We start from the raw sequence: 16898 nt of genomic DNA, 5'->3' as shown, positions 1-16898 counted from the left end.
ATGGGGCTTTTTATTCAACCCAACTGGCCCCTTTTTAAACCGGTGCCTGGCCCGTTTTTATCCCGGTGTTGACAGCTGCTTTCGGCCCACGCGGACGATACGATTTCCGAAGATCATCCAGCATCTTGGCAGCAAGAGCACATTTCAAAAATTGCTCTCAAAACAGTGTCTGATGCATACTGGGCATTAACATCTGCGATGATCAGGTTTGGGTTTGAACCATCACCGGCTTCAGGCTTCATGCCAGCTGTCCGTTTTCATGATGCCAACAGACGATATGCCTTCGCATTCATCGTAAATCGTGCGCACCTGTTATTTTATCTACGAGGACCGGCATTGCGGAACTGGCCTGAGCTTCGCGAACGCGCGCTATCAGAGTTAACCGGCGTTCGAACCAATAATGGCAATGAAGTAGTTGTTTATGTTAAAAATTTATCCGAGGCAAGGTCACTTGCGGCTTGGCTGACGAAGGCGATATCACCTGCGTAGCAGCCGGCTTTCGTTGCGAAGTCTATGCTGCGTTTGGCCAGTCAGAGATTGGGTGTTATGTTAAGCGGGGCAAAGCAGGCCGGGCTCCGCATACAGTTCGCGCAATTCAAATTGCTCCACCTGTTCCGAAGTCCCGGCCCGTCCCCGCTTACGGGGAAGCTGAATCAAGACGGGGGTCGAAGTCCGTTTCAGACTGCCAAACCTTGATCAGGACGATCGCAAGCTTGCGTGCGAGCGCCACACGCGCCTTCGAAATGCCAATCCGCGCTCGCAGTTCATCTCCCCACGCCTTCAGCGCACTGGGCTTTTTGACCGCGACAAGCAGGACAGTCGCTGCGCTGACAAGGTGCGTCCGGGTTGCGACGCAGCCCATCTTGCTGATCCCCCCTTGGCGCGACTTCACGCCGCTCTGGTAGACGGAAGGCGTCAGGCCAAAATAGGGCCCAACCGATCGGGCATCCTTGAAGCGGGTTACATCATCAATGGCACTGTAGAAGGTTAGGGCTGTCTTTGGACCAACGCCGGGTACAGTCATTAACCGCCTGCAGACAGGGTGGGTTCTCGCCAGCTCGGCAAAGCGTTTGTCGATCAAGCGGACCTGTTGATCCATTGCTTCGGCAATTTCGACAAGCGGGCGAACATCTGCATCAACATCCACGCCATCTCTTCGCAGCACATCCAACTGCGCCTCGACATCCTGTGACAAGGCACCCTTAGCAGACCGCCGCTTCAGCTTGCCTCCATGCATTCGAACAATGGTGATGACCATGGCTTGCATGCGGATGCGGTTGCGGACCAAACTCTGGCGCGCTGCCAGCCGTGTGCGCATATTCTGACATTCCAGCGACTTCAGATGCACGGTCGTCCCGATCGAACGTCCAACACGACCAAGCTCGGCAAGGCCTATTGCGTCGTTGGTGTCCGTCTTCTGTCGGCGCACCGCCAGAAACCGTTGGGCCTTGTAGACCTCGTAAAGTTTGATCGGGAAGTCGGCAGCGATGAGATCGCGTACCATGTGGGTGGCAACCCCTGCCTCAACCACGATCAGGCGAATGGATTGCCGAGGAAACATCTCCAGAAATGCGGTAACGGAGTCAGTCGTCGTCTCGCATTTTTCCTGCGCGATGATGACTCCATCCTTGTCGATTGCACAGGCTGCGGTGTGCAGATACCCGCAATCCAATCCAACCCAAATCTCTTGCATCTCCAACGCAAACATTCCCTGATTATGCGCCGCGTCACCTGGCCTCCCGGCTTGCGCCTTGCAAACTTCCGACGTCGACGGAGGCGGCGCTCTGGTCGCCCAGCGATAAAATCACCAGTAGGAATTGTCCTTTCGTTTCCTCTATGTTTCTAAGGAATCTTGCAGCCGGAGAGGCCCGTTCGTGGAAGAAGTGACCATCAAGCTGGGGGCGTTGATCAAGGAGCGCGGCGAAACCTACTCGTCGATCTCGCGACTGCTCGGACGCAACGCGGCCTACATCCAGCAGTTCATTCAGCGGGGCAGTCCGCGCCGTCTGGACGATGACGACATCGCCGTCCTGGCTCGCCATTTCGAGGTCGCTCCATCGGTCCTTGGCGGCATTGATCAACCGCCTTGCGGGCCGGGAGATGTGGTGCTGCTGCCAATCTTGAACGCCAAAACGGAGGAAAGTGTGAGGGCGTTCGATGCTCGGCTTTTACAAAGGGCGGGCGTCAAGCATTCGCAAGCTTCTGTTGTCCAGATCGATGACGATGCCATGCAACCGACGCTGTCAGCCGGTGACGAAGCCATCTTCCATCGGCTGGGCGGCACTGAGGCGTTGCGTGACGGGCTGTATGCCTTGCGGATCGATGGTGCCATGGTCGTGCGCCGGATCGCTCTGGAGCCTGTTCCAGGCCGCGTCACGGTTAGTTGCGATCATGCCCACTATCCTCGTTGGCCGGGCGTGACGAGGCGCTCTCTTACCATTCTTGGCCGTGTTTGCTGGATCGGCCGGATGCTCGGATAGAAACGCGAGATGGTTGAATCCGGGTCTGGGCCGGGTCACATTATGGAAAATCATCCTACCAAAGTGCTTTGGCTAGGAAATCGCGGAATCCGGAATTCTGCCGAGTTTGGGCAGGACTTGGGATTGGGCAATCCAATGCACCACATGGCGCACTAAGCGATTATAGTATAACGAAATGCTGCGCTGCAGCATAACCATTCGTAATGATGGGGTCAGGTGTTCGAATCACCTAAGCGGCACCATTTCCTGATCCGATAGCGTCCGCATTTGGTTGAAGAAACCGCGGAAATCCGCCATAAATCCGGCAGGCCTGTCCGAAAGAGTCCGCATCAGTTCGACTGCAGCCGGTCGATTCTGGGGGCCTGTATGGGGGCCGATTGAACAAGCCGATTTTAGGAGGCCCCCAAATGCCCCTGACCGAAACGTCGATCCGTTCACTGAAGCCCCGCGCAAAGCCTTACAAAGTGTCGGATGACAAAGGGCTCTACCTCCTCGTTACCCCTGCGGGCGGACGGCTTTGGAAGCTGAAGTTCCGCACATCGGGTGGAACGGAGAAAAAACTGTCACTCGGCAGCTATCCCGAGGTGTCATTGCGCGATGCACGCGATCAGCGCGACTCCGCACGCAAACAATTGGCGAGTGGTGTTGATCCAGCGGACAAGAAGCGCCGCGACAAGATTGCCGCCAAGGTCAGCGCGGAAAACACCTTCACCTCGGTAGCCGAAGCCTACATCGCCAAGAACGAGCGCGATGGCCTAGCCGCAAACACCATAATCAAGCGCCGCTGGTTCATCCGCTTGCTGCAGAAGTCTCTCGGCCATCGACCCATCAGCGATATCCAGCCGTTCGAGGTGCTGTCTGCTGTCCGTCCGTTCGAAGCGGCCAAGAACGACGAGAAGGCGCATAGGGCGCTTCAGTTTGTCGGCAGCGTGTTCCGTTATGCGATTGCAAACCAGCTAGCGACGTCGGACCCGACGCGCGATCTGCGAGGCGCATTGGCGAAGCGCAAGCCGAAGCACCATGCGGCCATACTTGAACCCAGGCGCGTGGGCGAGCTGTTGCGTGCGATCGACGAGTACGAAGGTCAAGGTTTGCCAACGACACGGATGGCCCTTCAGTTGCTTCCCTACGTGTTCGTCCGCCCCGGCGAATTGCAAAGAGCCGAGTGGTCGGAAATCAATCTGGAAGCTGCGGTGTGGCGCATCCCTGCCCAACGAATGAAGGCCCGACAGGAGCATGTCGTGCCGCTGTCGAGCCAAGCCGCGGCTCTGTTCAGGGCCTTGCACGCAATGACGGGCGATGGCCGCTATGTGTTCCCATCAATCAGGACACCGTTGAAGCCTATCTCCGAAAACACCATGAACGCTGGTCTTCGCCGGCTGGGCTTTACCAAGGACGAGATGACCGCACATGGCTTCCGCGCGGTGGCCAGCACGCTCCTGAACGAATCCGGGAAGTGGTCACCCGACGCGATCGAGCGGGCACTGGCTCACAAGGATAAAGACGCCATTCGCGGGGCTTATCATCGTGGGGCCCACTGGAAGGAACGGGTGGCAATGGTGCAATGGTGGGGGGACTATCTCGACAGTCTTCGGACCGGTGCTGAGATTGTGCCATTTAAACGTAGATGGATAGCGTAACCAAAGGGTCGACCGAATCATTCGTTCGTGCAGGTTCCCCAATGCGATAAGATGCAGTTCGCGGTATGCTATGCAGTGACCTGCAAGTGAATTGCGGAAATAGTTGAGAGATTTATTCTACTATCTCGCTTGGGGTACTGTGAGCATTTTGGCGAACTTACATTTACAGATGCGGTTTTTTGTCTTGGATGGAGCTGTCGGCTCTCGACCAGAGTAGGTCGTCCAGGTGAACCATCTTAGACGTCTGCTTCTGACCGAAGCCGACAATAGGGAGCGCTACAGCAGTCCGATAGCATAACGTCCCAGAGCATCGTCAATCACGCTAGCTATCGCCCTTAGCTGCGAGCGAGCATACTGCCATATGTAGCTGCAATTTTGACGGCATCGGCCAAGTGAGGCGCCCGCCAGCACGTTCCATCACCGCTGCAGCAATGGCAAGCCCAAGGCCCGAACCGGGCGAGTGTTCCCCTTTGGCAAAACGGTTGCGCAGGCAGATTCGCTCGGCTTCTATGACTCCGGTCCCTTCATCCTGTACGGTGACGACAACCTCCTCGCCAGTCGCGTACACCGACAGGGAAACGGTTCCCTGGCCATGGTGCAGCGCATTGCTGACAAGGTTGCGCAAGGCTTCATCGAGATCCGGCACGTTCACCGAAGCCGGTATCTCGGCATCGACAGTGATTGTGCGGCCCAGTCTGTCAGCAAGCGGCAGAAACTCGGCGGCGATCTGTCGGGCCAGGCGCGACGCGTCGACAAGGGGCCGGCGATCATCGGGCTGGCCGGGAGCATCCAGCCGGGCCATGGCGAGCACCTGCGATATGGACCGTTGCATCCGGTCCAGATCGGCAGCCAGCCCTGCCGCATCGATACTGGCACCGTCCTGCCACTGGTCCATCCGCAGTTTTGCGAGCGCCAGCGGCGTGCGAAGCGCATGGGCTGCGTCTGCTGCCAGCCGCCGCTCGCTCAGATAGGCACTGGCAAGGCGATCGAGCGCCGCGTTTGTGGCGGCTACGAAGGGCTGGATTTCCTTCGGCAGACCTTCCTCGCAAAGCCTCATGTCGGGTTGGTCAGGCCCGATCTCTTGCAATGCTGCGACAGCCGTGGAGAGCGGCCTCAAGCTCCAACCGGCCACCAGCACGCCCACCAGCGGCGCGATCACCGCGAACGGCAGGAGGACGAGCAGCAGTTCGGCATACTCGACATGGGCTGGATCGAGATTTCCGCCCTGTTCCAGTTCCCTCAGTTCAAGCGCGATAAAGCCGATTGAGACCACTGCGGCCACGAAGATGGTGGCGCCGATGGAGAGACCGACGCGGCTCCGCAGGGACGTCATCATGGTGCCTCACCTTGGACCAACCGCCAGCCGATGCCGCGCCGGTTCTCGATGCCGCAGCCTGCCGTGGCAAGCCGCCGCCGCAGACGCGAGACGATAGCCTCCAGCGCGTTGGGACTGACCGCTTCATCGAGCGTATAGAGCCGATCCTGCACGGTATCGCGCACGACGATGTTTGGCGCGGCTTCCATGAGGAGCTGGAGTAATGCGAACTCGCGCCGTCCCAGATCGAGCGGCGTATCGCTGAGCCAGGCCTGTTGTGCCGCCGGATCGAGCCGCAATCTGCCTTGCATCAGCACGGGGGCCATGCGCTGCCCCGGGCGGCGCAGCAGCGCACGCAGCCGCGCCGCCATCTCGTCGAGATCATAAGGCTTCACGATGTAATCGTCCGCCCCGGCATTGAGACCGGCGATGCGATCCTCGATATCGCCATAGGCCGTGGCGACCAGCGATGGCACACCGTGCCGCGCCAGTTCCGGGAGCAGGGAAAGTCCCTCGCCGTCAGATAGGCGGCGATCTACGATAGCTGCATCGAGGCGCACCACGCCCAGACAATCGCGGGCGGCGGCGAGCGAACCGACCGCATCGACGACAAAGCCGCGCCGCCTCAGGCCCTCTGCTGCGAGCACGCGCAGGTCCGTTTCATCTTCGATCAGCAGGATGTGCATGGCTGCGGCGATACCAGTTGAGTGGCACCGCGCCCAGCATGTCAGTGTCATGTCAGTCTTGTCTGCTAAGGGGTGCAGATGCCGGTTCGTCCCCAGTCTTCGCTCGTAGTTCTGATCTTGATGTGCGGTGCGGCGGCCTGCGGGCCCGTGCCTGCGGACAAGCCCAAGCCGCCCGCCAAAGTGGAAGCGATCGGCCACGAAACCGAACTCATGTGCGTGACCCTGACGGCAGACGCTGTGCAGCGGCTTGGTTTGGCAACCGAAGCCATCGGCACCGGCCAGCAGGCTAAACTCTCTCGCACTGTGCCTGGCGAGATCGTTGCTGCGCCGCGTGGCGGTGGTCTGCCTGTGGCAGCCGGAACCGATCTGGCAGCCCTGGCGGGATTGCAGGCGCGTGCTGATGCCGATGCGCAGCGCGCGATGGCCGATCTGAAGCTGGCCGAGGCCAACCTGCGGCGAGCCAGCGGCCTTGTGGATGCCGAGGCGGGCAGCATCCGCGCGCGCGATGAGGCTACCCAGCAGGTCGCCGCCGCCAAGGCCGCGCTGGCCGGCGCAAACGGTCAGAGGCGGGCGCTGGGGCCAGCCGTTGCAGCCATGGCCGATGGCGGGGCGCTATGGGTGCGCGCGCAAGTGCCCGCTGCTGATCTGGGGCGGCTTGATCGCGGGGCGTCGGTTTCCGTAAGGCCGGTGGGTGGCACTGGCGGCATCATGGCAAGGCCCGTGCGTGGGCCAGCCACGGCAACGCCGGGGGCTGCCAGCGTTGATGTCTATTATGCCCCGGCCATGCGGGCAGGCCTCAGGATGGGCGAGCGCGTGCTTGTCGATCTGCCCGAGCAGGGCGGCCCCGGAGCAGCCGCTATAGAAGTTCCCGCCTCGGCGATCCTGACCGACATCAACGGTGGCGAATGGGTCTATGTCGAAACCGCGCCGCGCCAGTTTGAACGACGGCGGGTGGAAGTTGCCCGCATTGTCGGCGGGCGGGCCTCGCTGGCGCGCGGCCTCGCTTCTGGCGTTCGGGTCGTGACGGCTGGGGCTGCGGAGCTGTTCGGCACCGAGTTCGGCACCAAGTGATGCTGGCCGCGCTGATCGGATCGTCGCTGCGCCAGCGCGCACTGGTGTTGGCATTGGCGGCGGTGCTGACGGTGCTGGGCATGCGCGCTGCTATGAGCGCCAAGTTCGATGTCTTCCCCGAGTTCGCGCCGCCCATCGTTGAGGTGCAGACCGAAGCCCCGGGGTTGGCAACCGAAGACGTGGAAGCGCTGGTCACGGTGCCCATCGAAACCGCAGTGAACGGGGTGCCGGGCCTTGCCACGCTGCGCTCCAAATCGGTGCTAGGCCTCTCGTCGGTGGTGCTGGTGATGGACCGCGCCGCCGATCCGGTCCGCACCCGGCAGATGGTGCAGGAGCGGTTGGCAACGGTCATCCCGCGCCTGCCCGCAGCGGTTCGCCCGCCGGTCATGCTCGCGCCGCTTTCGGCCACCAGCCGGGCGATGAAGATCGGCCTGTGGTCCGACAAACTCGACCAGATGACGATGACCGAAATGGCGCGCTGGACGATCCGCCCGCGCCTGATGGCCGTGCCCGGTGTCGCCAATGTCGCGATGTGGGGCGCGCGTGACCGGCAGTTGCAGGTGCTGGTCGATCCGGTCCGGCTTTCCGCAGCCGGGGTGACGGTGGCCGATGTCCAGCGCGCGGCGGGCGATGCAGTGGTGATCGCTGGCGGCGGCTTCGTCGACAGCCCCAACCAGCGGCTGGCTGTGCGGCAGGTGGTCGGCGTCAAGACCGGCAATGATCTGGCGAGCGCCGTCATCCGCACGGTTGGCGGCGCGCCGGTGCGAATCGGGGATGTCGCCAAGGTGACCGAAGGCTTTGCCCAGCCCATCGGCGATGCCATCATCAATGGTCGCCCCGGCCTGCTGCTGATCGTAGAGAAGCAGCTCGGCGCCAACACGCTGGAAGTGACGCGCGGCATCGATAAGGCGCTGTCCGAGCTGCGACCAGGCCTCAAGGGTATGAACGTAGACGGGACTATTTTCCGCCCTGCGACCTTCATCGAACGCGCGCTGGCCAATCTGGGCGAGGCCATGGGCATCGGCATCGTACTGGTGGCGGCGGTGCTGATCCTGTTTACCCGCAACTGGCGGACCGCGCTGATCAGCATGACGGCGATCCCGCTCTCGCTGGTGGGGGCTGTGCTGGCGCTCACCGCCTTCGGGGTCGGCATGAACACCATGGTGATCGCGGGCCTCGTGATCGCGCTGGGCGAGATCGTTGACGATGCGATCATCGACGTCGAAAATATCGGGCGGCGGCTGCGGCTGGAAGCTGCGCGTGAAAGCCCGCGTTCCCCGCTCGCCGTGGTGCTGGCCGCCAGCCTGGAAGTGCGCAGCGCGGTGGTCTTCGCCAGCGCCATCGTCATGCTGGTCTTCCTGCCGGTGTTCTTCCTCGGCGGTGTGTCTGGCAGCTTCTTCCGCCCGCTCGCGCTCGCCTATATCGCCGCCATCGCCGCTTCGCTGCTCGTGGCACTGACGGTGACCCCGGCGATGTGCCTCCTGCTGCTGCCGGGCGCGGCGGAACGGGCCGAACCGCGCTGGGTCGTTTCGCTCAGGGCGCGCTATGCCCTGCTGCTTGAACGATTGGCGCCTCGCAGCGGTATCGCGGTCGCCGTTGTCGCGGGCGGGATCCTGCTTTCGGTCGCCGGCATGGGCCTGCTGCGCCAGCAATTTCTGCCCGATTTCCGCGAAACCGATTTCCTGATGCACTTCGTCGAGAAGCCCGGTACTTCGATCGAGGCGATGGACCGCATCACCATCCGCGCCGCGAAGGAACTCACCGCGATCCCCGGCGTGCGCAACTTCGGCTCGCACATCGGCCGGGCCGAGCAGGGTGACGAGGTCTACGGCCCCAATTTCACCGAACTGTGGATCAGCCTCGACGAGAAGGCCGATCACGACGCTGCGGTGAAGCGCATCGAGGCCGCGATTGCCGGCTATCCCGGCCTCCAGCGCGATGTGCTGACGTACTTGCGCGAACGCATCAAGGAAGTGCTGACAGGCGCGGGTGCAACCGTTGTGGTCCGGCTCTATGGCCCCGATCTGGCCGCGCTGCGCAGCCTTGCTGAAAAGGTGCGCGGGGCGCTCGACGGCACAGACGGCGTCAAGGATCTGAAAGTGGAGCAGCAGAGCCTGATCCCGCAGATCCAGATCGCGCCGAGGCCCGATGTGCTGGCGCTGGCCGGTGTGACCGCAGGCGATGTGCGCCGCACGGCGGCCACGCTGATCGGCGGCACGCGGGTCGGCGAAATCTACCGCGACCAGAAGAGCTTCGACGTGGCGGTCTGGGCCGTGCCGGAGGCCCGCAGCGATCTTGGCGCGCTGCGGCGATTGATGGTGCCCGGACCTCCGTCCGCAAATGGTCAGGCCGGATCGGCGCTGCGTCTGGGCGATCTTGCGCGCGTCGGCGTGGCCCCGGCAGCGGGCGAGATCAAGCGCGAGGCAGGTTCGCGCCGCATCGATGTGACGCTCAACATCAAGGACGGCGCCGATCTCGCCAGCGTGGCGCAGGCGGTGGAGCGCAAGGTGAAAGCCATGACCATGCCCGCCGGATACTACCCCCAGTTCCTCGGCGAGTGGAAAACATTGCAGGAATCGAAGGCGCAGCTGGGCTGGCTCTCGCTCGTTTGTCTCGTCGGCATCCTGTTCCTTGTCTGGCTGGAGTTCCGTTCGGGGCGGATCGTTGCGCTGGTCGCGCTCAGCCTGCCGTTTGCGCTGGTCGGCGGGGTCGCGGCAGCGGCTTTGGGAGGCGGGGTGCTGTCGATGGGCGCATTGGTCGGTTTTGTCACCGTGCTCGGCATCTCTGCACGCAACGGCATCATGCTGCTCAGCCATTTCCGCCATCTGGAGCGCGAGGAGGATCAGCCCTTCGGCCTTGCGCAGGTGCAGCGGGGCGCTGCCGAACGGCTCGTGCCGATCCTGATGACCGCAGGCACAGCAGCGCTGGCGCTGCTGCCCTTGGTGGTGCGCGGCAACGTGCCCGGCCACGAGATCGAATACCCCATGGCGCTCGTCATCCTGGGCGGGCTGGTCAGTTCCACCGTGCTCAACCTTGTGTGGATGCCGGCGCTGTACCTGCGCTTCGGCAAGAGGCAACCGGCATGAAGCGCGCGCTGGTCATGACGCTGCTTCTGGCGGGCTGCGTGGCCCAATCGCCGCCGCCTGCTGCGCCGCCCCCGCCGCCAGCGGCAACCACGCCCTTTGTCGGCGCACCGAATGCTGCTCCGCTGCCGACCGAATGGTGGCGGCTCTACGGCGATGAGGCGTTGAACGAGCACGTCGCCCGCGCGCTTGTGGCCAATCGGGACATACGCGTTGCGGTCGCGAACCTTGATGCCGCACGTGCCAATTCCCGGTTGGCAGGCGCGGCTCGCACGCCGGACGTGGTGCTGGAAAGCGGGGCCAGCCCGACGACGCGCGGAGCCAACCAGCCCAGCACGACCGGCGTGCCCAAATCGAGCTACGAACTGGGCGCGGAAGCCGTGTGGGAGGCTGATCTTTTCGGTCGCCTGCGCAATCAATCGTCCGCCGCCAGTGCCGATGCCGAGGCGGCAATCGCAGCTCACGACGGCGTGCGTCTGGCCGTCGCAGCCGATGTGGTCGGGGCTTGGCTCGATCTGTGCTGGGCCGGGGAACTCGCCCGCGTGGCGACGCGCCAGATTGCGATGCAGCGCACACTGGCGGAGACCGTATCGCGCCAGGTGAAGGTGGGCGAGGTGTCCCCGCTCGAACTCGCTCAGGCCCGCCAATTGCTGGGCAGGCTGGAAGCTGGCCTGCCCGTCTTTGAGGCCGACGCCCAGCGCGCCCGCTATCTTCTCGCCAATCTGGAGGCCCTCCCGCCTGCCGAAGCCGCACAGTTTCAGTGTGAGCGCCCGCCATCATTCGCGGCAGCGTTGCCGGTCGGCGATGGCGCAGGCCTGCTCGCCCGCCGACCCGACATCCGCGAGGCAGAGCGGCGGCTCGCGGCGGCTGGCGCGCGGGTGAAAGTTGCGAAGGCCGAGATGTATCCCCGCGTGACGCTTGGCGCATCGGGCGGCCTCATCCGCGGCTCGCTGGATGCTTTCATCACGCCGCTGATCAGCTGGTCGTTCATCAATCCTGCCCGTATCAAGGCCCGCATCGCACTGGCCGAGGCCAATCAGCAAGGCGCGCTCGCCCAATATGACGCCGCATGGCTCAGGGCCCTGCGTGAAGTGGAAACGGCACTGGCCGATACCGATGCCGAACGCCGCGCCAACCAGTCGTTTGCAGCCGCTTTGGCTGACGCGCAGACCGCCGCCCGCCGGGCCGAAGCGCGCGTCCGCCTAGGCGATGCAAATCCGCTCATCGCGCTCGATGCCCGCCGCACTGCCTACGAGACCGAACTTCTCGCCGTGCTCTCGGCCCGCCGCCTCGCGCAGCGCCAGGTCTTCCTCTTCCGCAGTCTCGGCGGTGGATGGGGGGATACCGCTCCCCGGCGCTGAGCGCGGGCCCGTTCAGGGTACCGAACGCGGCAGCTAGGCCGCCTGATCGGCCCTCCCGACGATCCACTGGACGATTTCGAGGTCGTCTTGCGCCGAGAGCTGCCCGCCTTCGCCGGGTGCCAGCCGCACGGCGCTCCAGCGCCTCAGTTCCCTGCCGTCCAGCGCCCCGCATCCCTCGGTGACGAACAGGAAACGCAGGGCTTCAGCCGGTGCAAGCGCGGTCACTGCACCGGCATCGACTCTGATGGCATTGATGACAAGGCCGCGGTGCGGGAAGACGCCGATGGCCTTGCGCGCGACCCCGTGATCCGCCGCCGGCTTCCACCGCAGCGCGTCCGGCCGCATCACGATCGGTGCCTTGTAGGCGGGCGAGACATAGGCCGGCGGCGTCCCCTTCACATGCTCCCACACCGCTTCATAGGCATCACGGTTGATGCGCTGACCGTCCCGCTCGGCCGTGTAGACACCCTTCTCGAAAGTGCCCGACCGTTCCATCTCCAGCCGGGCCTGCTTCAGCCGGTCAGGGCCGATGAAACCCTGTCCGCTCGCACCGCCGAACTGCAGGAGCAGGACGATCCGGTCCTCGCCGCCTTCCTGCGGCCCATAATGTGCGCTTTCCGGGAAATAGCCGATCTCGCCGCCTTCGATATGGAGGCCCTTGGCAATCGGGATCTTGCCCTGAAGACAGAAGCGGATCTGGTCCCAGGGGTGGCGATGGCGCGGGGAAAAGTACGTCTTGGGCTCCTTCGACATCACCAGCATGTAATTGTCGGGGCTGCTTTCCTCGCCTTCGAACAGTCGCTTGTGCGCCATGCCCTCGGTAGCGCCGCGCTGGGCGACGAGGCTTTCACCCCAGGGCATTTCGGCGCAGTGGAGAATGTCGGCCATGTCAGCCTTCTGCCGCCGCTTCGCGCGCGGCGATCCGCCCGAAGGTCAACGCGCGCAGCACCGAAGTGCCCGCCGGATATTCCTTGTAGTAGAGGCCGGTCACTTCTCCGGCGGCATAGAGCCCGGGGATCGGGCTGCCATCCTCGCGCAGCACCCGCGCCCGCGCATCGGAGCGGATGCCGCCAAACGTGAACGTGATCGCCGTCGTCAGCGGGTAGCCGATGAACGGGCCTTGCCGGATCGGTTTGGCCCAGTTGGACTTGGGCGGGGTGATACCCTCGGTCCGCTTGCCGTCGCGGATGGTGCGGTCGGTTTCTCCGGGCTGGATGGCAGCATTGTAGGCAGCCACGGTTGCCGCCAGCGCCTGCGGAGCAAGGCCAAACTGTTCCGCCAGCGCCTCGATCGTATCGGCTTCCACCGGCGGCTGGTCGGTCAGCATGATGTCGGTGACATGGGGCCAGTCGAGCATGGCCTTCTCGCCGATGAACCAGGCCTGCTGCTCCTGATGGGCCCAGATCTCGTACCCGAGCCGCTCGAACGTGGCGTCGAAACTGTCCTGGCCCTCATCAAAGAAGCGCTGGCCATGCCGGTTGACGAGGATGCCGAAGGGGTAGCCGTAGATCACCGCATCGGGCTTGGTGGAGCGCGTATCGACGGGCTCGCCGTGGAACATGTCAAACTGGCCGGCGACGCCGCCGCCCAGCGGCCGGGTCAGCCGGATGCCATCGCCCCGGTTGTTCACGAGCGTGGGCGCGATGACGGGAAGCTCGGCGCCGCGTGGTCCCAGATGATCGGCCAGCATGTCCGGCGCGCCTTCAAAGCCGCCACAGGCGATCAGCACGGCCTTCGCATGGAGCAGCCGCTCGCCCTCGGGCCCACGGACCTGCACGCCGATGACCCGGCCGCTCGCGTCCACTTCAAGCCGCATGGCCTCGGTCTCGTAGTGGATCGCGGCATTGGGCAGGGCGTCTACCTTGGCTGCCAGCGTATCGACAATCGCCACCCCGCCCGGCACCGGCATGGCAAGGCCGCCGCCGGTGTTGCGATTGGCAAAGGGCTGCTCGAAATAGACCCAGGGCACCGCATTCCGGTCGAGAAAATCGAAAGTAGCCGGTACCTCGCTGGCATAAGTGCGGCAGTAGTCCAGATCGGCCTTGCCTTCACCAAGGCACTCCATCATCGCGATAAAGGCCGGATCGAGCTGGCGGTCTGCGGTGATGCGAAACCAGCTGCTGGTCCAGCGGGTGGCGCCTCCTCGCTCCTCGCGGCCCGCGCGTTCCAGCACGACAATGCGCGCATCCGCACCCGCTTCCTCGGCATAGGCGACCGCGCCGGCCAGACCCCCGGCACCGCAGCCGATGACAACCAGATCATACTGCACCCTGCTCCTCCCCATGCCCTGTCCTGAACTCGATCCGGTTGCCGAGGTCGATCCACACACTCTTGGTCTCGCTATAGGCTTCCAGCGCGTCACGGCCCATTTCGCGGCCGATCCCGCTCGCGCCATAGCCGCCGAACGGCAAGGTGTGGCCGATGATGCGGTAGTTGTTCACCCACACGGTCCCGGCGCGGATCCGGTGGACCAAGCGGTGCGCGCGGCGCAGGTCTTCGGTCCAGATGCCGGCGGCCAAGCCATACCGGGAATCATTGGCGATCCGGACGGCCTCGTCCTCACCGTTGAAGTGCATCACTACCACGACGGGACCGAAAATCTCCTCACGCGCGATGCGGCTGCCTTGCGGAACATCGCGGTAGACCGTGGGCGCGACGAAATAGCCCTGCCGGTCGAGCCTGTGTCCGCCTGTGACGCAATCGAGCCCTTCTGCCCGCGCGATCTCGAAATAGGCCAGAACCTTGTCCAGTTGCGCGCGCGAGGCCAGCGGCCCGAGCTGCGAGGCCGGATCGAGCGGATCGCCAGCGATCATCGCGCTGCCGCGCGCCGCCAGAATCTCGCAGAAGCGGTCAAACACCGGTTCCTCGACCAAGACGCGCGATCCGGCCATGCAGCTCTGCCCGGTCGCGGCGAAGATGCCAGCCATGACCCCGTTCACGGCCTGATCGAGATCGGCATCGGCGAAAATCACCTGCGGCGATTTGCCGCCCATTTCCAGCGTGACGCGCGCGCTCCGCAGCGCGGCGCGCGAAGCGATCTGCTGGCCAGTCGCGGTCGAGCCGGTGAACGCGATCTTGCTGACATCGGGATGCTCCACGAGCGCAGCGCCGGTCTCCCTCCCACCGGTCACAACATTCACAACACCGCCCGGAATGCCGGCTTCCTCGCAGAGGGCCGCCAGCATGAGCGTGGATGTCGGCGTGACCTCGGAAGGTTTCACCACGATCGTATTGCCCGCCGCAAGTGCCGGAAACAGCTTCCAGCCCAGCAACCCAAGCGGCGTGTTCCACGGTGTGATTGCGCCCACCACACCGATCGGCTCCTTCAGCGTGAAGGTCGTGAAGCCGGGGCGCGCCGACTGAACGGTCGCACCGCCGTGCGTTTCGGCAAGGCCAGCGAAGAACCGGCAGTCGCCGGCGAGACCCAGAGTTCCGGGACGCATCTCCGATATGAGTTTGCCGTTTTCGAATATCTGCTGGGTGGTCAGCGATTCTGCATCACGTTCAATCAGGTCAGCCAGCCGCAGCATGATCCGCGCACGTTCCGCCGCCAGCATGCCCGACCATCGTCCATCCTCAAAAGCGGACCGTGCGGAGGCCACCGCCCTGTCGACATCGGCTGGTGAGGCTTTGGCGATCTGTCCCCAATCCTCTTCGAGATAGGGATCATGGGCGGCAAAGGTCGCGCCCTGCTCGGCCGACTGCAACTTGCCGCCGATCAGCAGGTCGAAACTCCCGGCCGGTGCGCTTCTCAAGCCAAGCCCGGACTTTGGTGTCGCACGCACGTTGTTATCCTGCTCCAATCTCGTCAGGCTATGGGAAATTCGACTGCTTTACAACTTGATATCCCGCGCTTCTGGCTAGACCCCAAGGTTCTGGACAAGATCGCCGATGGTCGCTTGGGCAATCAGGCGAACGGTGGGCGTCGGGTATTGGCAACGAACCTGCCGTTGCACAGGTTACAACAGAACGACAGCTTTGTCCCAAACTGCGCCGACCAACTTGAACGAAGCCGACTGCGCTGCGCCGTAGTCGGCGGTCGACCAGATGCGGTCGCACTGATAGGATGAACTGAGTGTCGTCTGCGAAAGGCGACCTATGGGGCGGCGCGAGGCGAGCCTTCCAAACCAAACACAGGCAGGTAAATCGATGGGCGAATGCAACCCCGAGGCGATCGCGCTGATCAAACTGCACACCGGGCATGTGCCGATGCACGAGATAACGCCAGACGGTTACCAGTGCATTCTCATCGGTGAACACATATTGATCGCAACAAGTGCCAAATTGTGGAGTGATCCATCGGTGATGCTCTTCAAGGATGAAATACACATCTCTTGGGGTGGAGCGAGCTTGTCATTGCCGTCCAACTCGGCCCTGACGGAAGATTGGCTTCCTGACCAATGGGAATGCAGATAATCGATCTCGACACGTTCTCAGATATCGCTCCGGTTTGCTGAACGCGGCTTGGCAACAGAGCGCTGGCAGCGCGCAAAACTTGTGGCAGTTTCAAGCCATTAAGTCGCAGCAGGCAGACGCCAATGGACAGGAAGAGCAGAGTGCGGGTCCGGCCGATCGCGAATGCCGGCGTTACGGACAAGAAATTCAAACGATTTGGCCGTCAGGCCCCGATTCCGCTACATGAGCTTACCGTACTCATGGACCTCGAGAAGGGTGTCCTGAGCAGCCTCGATCGGTATCTGGCCAAGCACAAAGGCATTCCGGACCGGCGCGTTGCCTTGGCACTGCGGAAACTCATTTCCGGCTCGGTCCACCGCGCCCAATATCGGTTGGTCGCCATACGGCACCCAGGTCTGCCATCAGATTGCGGCGGCGCGCCAAAACGACAGAGGCATTCCACAGCTGAGCGGCATCGCCTCATCGTCCAACGTTTAGAAGAACTTATCGCGCAGGGCGACAAGAAGGGTATCGCCAAAGAAACCATTATGTCGGAGTTCAACGTCACCAAACGTACAGTTGAACGCGCTCTTCGCGCAGTGGACAAGCGCAGACAGTCGCCAGCTTTCCACGCCGAAGTTGAACAGAACGTCGCAACGGGCATGACCCTTCGCGCGGCAATCCATGACGCAGGAGGTTCCCGCCGGGAAAACTGACGGGCGACAGATAATCTGGCCAAGTTTTGCGCCACCCATACACTGTGGCCTTTGCGCTTTGCGTCCCATAACTGTGTCCGTCGTCAGAACATTTGGCACAACTCGCGGCGTAAATTAGCGGAGTGCGGGCCTCGTCCTGGGGTTGATATTA

At 63.2% G+C, this 16898-nt stretch carries 14 protein-coding genes; 7 read left to right on the top strand and 7 right to left on the bottom strand.

Going from position 1 to position 16898, the window contains the following annotated elements:
* Positions 1-113: 113 nt before the first annotated feature.
* Both K5Q19_RS02265 and K5Q19_RS02260 read right to left on the bottom strand, forming a co-directional pair.
* Positions 114-242 carry a hypothetical protein gene (locus K5Q19_RS02265; protein ID WP_292940650.1) on the bottom strand — a complete coding sequence of 43 codons (129 nt, stop codon included), beginning with the start codon at positions 240-242 and terminating at the stop codon, positions 114-116.
* 395 nt (positions 243-637) lie between these two features.
* Positions 638-1693 (bottom strand): IS110 family transposase, encoded by a 1056-nt coding sequence (locus K5Q19_RS02260; RefSeq protein WP_292940653.1) that lies wholly within the window; start codon positions 1691-1693, stop codon positions 638-640.
* Between the two features lie 181 nt (positions 1694-1874).
* Here K5Q19_RS02260 and K5Q19_RS02255 point away from each other — a divergent pair, with 181 nt between their 5' ends.
* A complete protein-coding gene (locus tag K5Q19_RS02255; RefSeq protein WP_292940647.1) occupies positions 1875-2480 on the top strand; it encodes a S24 family peptidase in 606 nt (201 codons plus the stop codon).
* Positions 2481-2887: 407 nt separating this feature from the next.
* Positions 2888-4120 (top strand): integrase arm-type DNA-binding domain-containing protein, encoded by a 1233-nt coding sequence (locus tag K5Q19_RS02250; protein ID WP_292940644.1) that lies wholly within the window; start codon positions 2888-2890, stop codon positions 4118-4120.
* 322 nt (positions 4121-4442) lie between these two features.
* Here K5Q19_RS02250 and K5Q19_RS02245 read toward each other — a convergent pair whose 3' ends face one another.
* Positions 4443-5456, bottom strand: coding sequence for a HAMP domain-containing sensor histidine kinase (locus tag K5Q19_RS02245; RefSeq protein ID WP_292940641.1), 1014 nt, complete (start codon positions 5454-5456; stop codon positions 4443-4445).
* Positions 5453-6172, bottom strand: a complete 720-nt coding sequence (locus K5Q19_RS02240) for a response regulator transcription factor (RefSeq protein WP_292940638.1) — start codon at positions 6170-6172, stop codon at positions 5453-5455. The genes K5Q19_RS02245 and K5Q19_RS02240 overlap by 4 nt, the downstream gene beginning before the upstream one ends.
* Before the next feature lie 27 nt (positions 6173-6199).
* Here K5Q19_RS02240 and K5Q19_RS02235 point away from each other — a divergent pair, with 27 nt between their 5' ends.
* Genes K5Q19_RS02235 through K5Q19_RS02225 form a run of 3 tightly spaced genes read left to right on the top strand, consistent with a single transcriptional unit; the run spans position 6200 to position 11636 of the window.
* The gene (locus K5Q19_RS02235) at positions 6200-7192 is read left to right on the top strand and encodes an efflux RND transporter periplasmic adaptor subunit (protein WP_292940635.1); all 993 of its coding nucleotides are present in this window, start codon (positions 6200-6202) and stop codon (positions 7190-7192) included.
* Positions 7192-10278 (top strand): efflux RND transporter permease subunit, encoded by a 3087-nt coding sequence (locus K5Q19_RS02230; protein ID WP_292940632.1) that lies wholly within the window; start codon positions 7192-7194, stop codon positions 10276-10278. The genes K5Q19_RS02235 and K5Q19_RS02230 overlap by 1 nt, the downstream gene beginning before the upstream one ends.
* Positions 10275-11636, top strand: coding sequence for a TolC family protein (locus tag K5Q19_RS02225; protein WP_292940629.1), 1362 nt, complete (start codon positions 10275-10277; stop codon positions 11634-11636). Before K5Q19_RS02230 ends, K5Q19_RS02225 begins: the two co-directional genes overlap by 4 nt.
* Before the next feature lie 33 nt (positions 11637-11669).
* On the opposite strand, the gene K5Q19_RS02220 is transcribed toward K5Q19_RS02225, so the two are convergent.
* Genes K5Q19_RS02220 through K5Q19_RS02210 form a run of 3 tightly spaced genes read right to left on the bottom strand, consistent with a single transcriptional unit; the run spans position 11670 to position 15421 of the window.
* Positions 11670-12524, bottom strand: coding sequence for a hypothetical protein (locus K5Q19_RS02220; protein ID WP_292940626.1), 855 nt, complete (start codon positions 12522-12524; stop codon positions 11670-11672).
* A gap of 1 nt (position 12525) precedes the next feature.
* Positions 12526-13905 carry an FAD-binding protein gene (locus K5Q19_RS02215; RefSeq protein WP_292940623.1) on the bottom strand — a complete coding sequence of 460 codons (1380 nt, stop codon included), beginning with the start codon at positions 13903-13905 and terminating at the stop codon, positions 12526-12528.
* Positions 13895-15421 carry an aldehyde dehydrogenase gene (locus tag K5Q19_RS02210; protein ID WP_292940621.1) on the bottom strand — a complete coding sequence of 509 codons (1527 nt, stop codon included), beginning with the start codon at positions 15419-15421 and terminating at the stop codon, positions 13895-13897. Before K5Q19_RS02210 ends, K5Q19_RS02215 begins: the two co-directional genes overlap by 11 nt.
* A 313-nt stretch (positions 15422-15734) precedes the next feature.
* On the opposite strand from K5Q19_RS02210, the gene K5Q19_RS02205 reads away from it, so the two are divergent.
* Both K5Q19_RS02205 and K5Q19_RS02200 read left to right on the top strand, forming a co-directional pair.
* Entirely contained in the window at positions 15735-16052 is a 318-nt protein-coding gene (locus K5Q19_RS02205; protein ID WP_292940619.1) for a hypothetical protein, read from the top strand.
* A gap of 122 nt (positions 16053-16174) precedes the next feature.
* Positions 16175-16747 (top strand): hypothetical protein, encoded by a 573-nt coding sequence (locus tag K5Q19_RS02200; RefSeq protein WP_292940617.1) that lies wholly within the window; start codon positions 16175-16177, stop codon positions 16745-16747.
* The last annotated feature ends 151 nt before the right edge of the window (positions 16748-16898 follow it).

The organism is Novosphingobium sp. (assembly GCF_019748365.1).
GTDB lineage: Bacteria > Pseudomonadota > Alphaproteobacteria > Sphingomonadales > Sphingomonadaceae > Novosphingobium.
Note: the sequence above shows the minus strand (reverse complement) of the source record. Positions and strands in the feature narration are given on the sequence as shown.

Excerpts from the sequence above, each read along its gene's own strand:
- K5Q19_RS02265 (WP_292940650.1), bottom strand. The coding sequence starts at position 242 with ATGAAGCCTGAAGCCGGTGATGGTTCAAACCCAAACCTGATCATCGCA.
- K5Q19_RS02260 (WP_292940653.1), bottom strand. The coding sequence starts at position 1,693 with ATGCAAGAGATTTGGGTTGGATTGGATTGCGGGTATCTGCACACCGCA.
- K5Q19_RS02250 (WP_292940644.1), top strand. The coding sequence starts at position 2,888 with ATGCCCCTGACCGAAACGTCGATCCGTTCACTGAAGCCCCGCGCAAAG.
- K5Q19_RS02245 (WP_292940641.1), bottom strand. The coding sequence starts at position 5,456 with ATGATGACGTCCCTGCGGAGCCGCGTCGGTCTCTCCATCGGCGCCACC.
- K5Q19_RS02240 (WP_292940638.1), bottom strand. The coding sequence starts at position 6,172 with ATGACACTGACATGCTGGGCGCGGTGCCACTCAACTGGTATCGCCGCA.
- K5Q19_RS02235 (WP_292940635.1), top strand. The coding sequence starts at position 6,200 with ATGCCGGTTCGTCCCCAGTCTTCGCTCGTAGTTCTGATCTTGATGTGC.
- K5Q19_RS02230 (WP_292940632.1), top strand. The coding sequence starts at position 7,192 with ATGCTGGCCGCGCTGATCGGATCGTCGCTGCGCCAGCGCGCACTGGTG.
- K5Q19_RS02225 (WP_292940629.1), top strand. The coding sequence starts at position 10,275 with ATGAAGCGCGCGCTGGTCATGACGCTGCTTCTGGCGGGCTGCGTGGCC.
- K5Q19_RS02220 (WP_292940626.1), bottom strand. The coding sequence starts at position 12,524 with ATGGCCGACATTCTCCACTGCGCCGAAATGCCCTGGGGTGAAAGCCTC.
- K5Q19_RS02205 (WP_292940619.1), top strand. The coding sequence starts at position 15,735 with ATGGGGCGGCGCGAGGCGAGCCTTCCAAACCAAACACAGGCAGGTAAA.
- K5Q19_RS02200 (WP_292940617.1), top strand. The coding sequence starts at position 16,175 with ATGGACAGGAAGAGCAGAGTGCGGGTCCGGCCGATCGCGAATGCCGGC.